Here is a 3,459-nt window from a genome sequence, read left to right on the forward strand (position 1 = left end):
CGCCCGAGCCCGCTTCGCGCGGATCGGTGGCCGCGCCCGAGCCCGCTTCGCGCGGGTCGGTGGGGTGGTCGCGGTCGGTGGGCTCGCCCGGCCGGGCCGGTTGGTTGTCCGGGGTGCCGCCCAGGAACTGGTCCATCAGGCCGGAGAGCCTGTCGGTCAACCCGGTGAGACCGCTCGGGGCAGCCGGGTCGCGGTCCTTCGGCGGGCCACCCAGGCCGGCCTGGGACGCCATGGCGAGAACCGTCGCGACCAGCTTCTCGGCCTCCTGGCGGGCCGTACCTGTGGGCTCTGCCATTGTCCTGCTCCCCCTGCTCGCGACCGCGTGTGCGGCGCGGCCGGACGTGCTGCCCGGCTACGCCTTGGCGAGGCTCTCGACGCGGCGTTTGAGTTCCTTCAGCGCCGTGTCCATGATCATCTTCTCGGCCTTGCGGCGGAACATGCCGAGCATGCCGATGGAGAGCTCCACCTCCAGCATGTACGTCACTGTCGTGGTTCCGTCGCCGTTGTCGGCCAGGTCATACGAGCCGTTGAGAGTGCGCTGCATCTTCGAGGGTGCGACCAGGTGCCACTCGATGCGCGACAGATCCTCCGCGTACGCGTAGTCGAGCGTGTAGTCATCGTTGAGCGGTCCCGCGTCGATCACGAACCGGACCTGGGCGGCGTACCCGTCCTCGTACTCCTCGAGCACCTCGACCTGTTTCATCGCGTCCGCCCACTCGGGGTAGCGCGGAAAGTCGCAGATCACCGCGGCCACCTGAGCGAGGGGCGCATGGACCTGGATCGACTGCGTCGAGGTGTCCGCCATGGCTGGCAGGCTACCCGGTACGAGCCCACATCCGGGTGACCGGGCACCGCCCGTCGCCGACCCGGTTCCGCACCGCGACCTGTCGCCGGACCGCCCGGCCCGGCCACCGCGGTCTGCCCGTGCAATCAGGCCGTTCTCGGCGGGAGCGACGGCCCGGGCCACGCACGGACCTACGACATGAAGCTCTTGATCTGGCCCTTGACCTTGCGACTCCCGGCCTTGCGGCCACCGATCTCCGCCGGGTCGCGGATGCGTGGTTGTCGGAGGGTGCGGCTACGATCCGTCACGTGCCAGCCTCAGCCAGCGTCCCCGCGCGCGTCCATCCGCTCGCGGTGGCGGCCCGCCTCATCGTGCTCGCCCTGGTCGCGGCGCTCACCCTCATCGCCACCCGGGATCCCGGCCAGCTCCGCTGGATCGCGTTGCTGCTGGTCGCCGCCCTGCCGGCGCTGTTCGCGCCGGATCATCGGATCGCCGCGCCGATCGGGCGCTTCGCCGAGGCCGCGGTCGTCGGCCTGGCCGCCGGATCCGTGGCCGTGGCCGCGAACGAGACCATCGCCGCCGGTTTCGGCGCCGAGGCGATCCTGCCCTACCTCGTCGTCCCGCTGCTGACCGCCGGGTTGCAGCGCCGGGCCACCGAGGGCGCCGCACTGCTCGGGGTCGCGACCGTCGCGATGGTCGCCGGCGGGCTCGTCGTCGGCCACGGCGACACGGTCATCCTGCAGCCGGGCTATCTCGCCGCGTGCGGGCAGTGGCTGGTCCTGGGCGCGATCATCACCTTCGCGGCCGACACCATGCGCCAGCTCATGACCCCGGTGGAGAACAAACCGCAACCGTACGCGGAAGCGACCCGCCTGCTGACCCAGCTGCGCAGCGTCGCCCGGTCACTGCCGGGCGCCACGCTCGACCCCGGCGGCATCTCCGAGCACCTGCTGGAGGAGCTCCGCCAGGTCGCGCCCGGTCACCGCGCCGCCGTGCTGTCCGCCAGCGGTGGCGGCCGGCTGGTCGTGCTCGCGCAGACCGGCGCCGAGCGCGTCGACTGGGAGGTCACCCTCGACGCCGACTCGGCGATCGCCGACGCCTGGGCCTCGCAGCAGCCGCAGACCGCCTCGCGTTCGCAGGCCCGCTCCCACCAGGGCGGGGACGCCTCGTCGCTGGTCGTGCCGCTGGTCGCCGGGGTGCGCACGATCGGCCTGGTGATCCTCGAGGCGGACGTGCCCAGCGCGTACCCGTCGGCCGTCGTCGCCCGGGTCACCGAGGTGACCGGCCCGGCCGCGCTGCGGCTGGAGGCCGCGCTGCTCTTCGACGACGTGCGGTCGCTGGCGACCAATGAGGAGCGTCAGCGGCTGGCCCGGGAGATCCACGACGGGGTGGCGCAGGAGCTGGTCATGGTCGGGTACGGCATCGACAACGCCCAGGCGACCCTGCCCGAGGGTGCCGACGAGACGGCCGAGGAGCTGCGCACGCTGCGCGGCGAGGTCACCCGGGTGATCACCGAGCTGCGCCTGAGCCTGTTCGAGCTGCGTTCCGAGGTGGATCGCAACGGCGGTCTGGCCGCGGCCATCGCCGAGTACGCCCGCACCCTGGGCACGTCGGCCGGGCTGCGGGTGCACTTCACGTTCGACGAGTCCACCGCCCGGCTGCCCGCCGCCACGGAGGCCGAGCTGCTGCGCATCGCCCAGGAGGCGATCACCAACGCCCGCAAGCACGCCGGCGCCTCCAACCTGTGGGTCACGTGCACGGTCGACCCGCCGTACGCGCAGATCGAGGTCACCGACGACGGCAAGGGATTTGCCGATGATCGTCCGGACGGCCGCTACGGCCTTGCGATCATGGCCGAGAGGGCGGAACGTATCCGGGGCCGACTGGAGATCCGGCCGCGACACCCCAGCGGGACAACCGTTGCGGTAGTGCTCGGAACCTCCACTCGGCGCGATAGCGTGCGGGATAGCGTTTCCGCACCAGAAGGGGAGTAACCCGAGCATGTCGACCAGTCCGATGCCGACGACCCGCACCAAGGTGCTGCTCGTCGACGATCACGACCTGATCCGTAAGGGGCTGCGGCACGCGTTCGAGCGGGACCGGCAGTTCGAGGTCGTCGGTGAGGCGGCCACGGCCGCCGAAGCAGTCCGGCAGGCCGGTGCTTTGCAGCCGGACGTGGTCATCATGGACCTGCGGCTGCCCGACGGCAGCGGCCTCGAGGCCACCCGCGCGCTGCGCAAGAACAACGCCAACATGGGCATCGTGGTGCTCACCATGTACGCGGGCGACGACCAGCTCTTCGGCGCCCTCGAGGCCGGGGCCAGCGCATTCGTACCCAAGACGGCCCCCGCCGACGAGGTGGTGGCGGCCGCGCGGCACGCCGCCTCGGCACCGAGCGCGTTCACCGCGGCCGACCTCGCCGAAGCCATGAAGCGGCGCCTGGCACCATCGGGCCCGCAGCTCTCGCCCCGCGAAGGCCAGGTCCTGCGCCTGCTGGCAGACGGCATGAGCGTGGCCGGCATCGCCAAGCAGCTCTTCGTCAGCGAGTCCACGGCCAAGACCCACATCTCCAAGCTGTACGAGAAACTGGGCGCGGCCAACCGAGCCCAGGCGCTGATGACGGCGCTGCGGCTCGGTCTGCTGGAGGCTCCGGACGCTCCCAAGTTCTGATCTGC

At 71.9% G+C, this 3,459-nt stretch carries 3 protein-coding genes and 1 pseudogene; 2 read left to right on the plus strand and 2 right to left on the minus strand.

The window, feature by feature from the left end; genetic code table 11:
• A pseudogene (locus tag AB0C29_RS24700) lies at positions 1 to 295 on the minus strand (hypothetical protein); the annotation flags it as partial.
• A gap of 57 nt (positions 296 to 352) precedes the next feature.
• Positions 353 to 805, minus strand: coding sequence for an SRPBCC family protein (locus tag AB0C29_RS24705; RefSeq protein ID WP_360548179.1), 453 nt, complete (start codon positions 803 to 805; stop codon positions 353 to 355).
• A 287-nt stretch (positions 806 to 1,092) separates the two neighbouring features.
• Between AB0C29_RS24705 and AB0C29_RS24710 the strand changes: the two genes are divergently transcribed.
• Both AB0C29_RS24710 and AB0C29_RS24715 read left to right on the plus strand, forming a co-directional pair.
• On the plus strand, positions 1,093 to 2,778 hold the full coding sequence (locus tag AB0C29_RS24710) for a GAF domain-containing sensor histidine kinase (protein ID WP_360824357.1): 1,686 nt from the start codon (positions 1,093 to 1,095) through the stop codon (positions 2,776 to 2,778).
• Positions 2,779 to 2,785: 7 nt separating this feature from the next.
• A complete protein-coding gene (locus AB0C29_RS24715; RefSeq protein ID WP_023359837.1) occupies positions 2,786 to 3,454 on the plus strand; it encodes a response regulator in 669 nt (222 codons plus the stop codon).
• The last annotated feature ends 5 nt before the right edge of the window (positions 3,455 to 3,459 follow it).

The sequence above is a fragment of the Actinoplanes sp. NPDC048791 genome, from assembly GCF_040650095.1.
Lineage (GTDB): Bacteria > Actinomycetota > Actinomycetes > Mycobacteriales > Micromonosporaceae > Actinoplanes.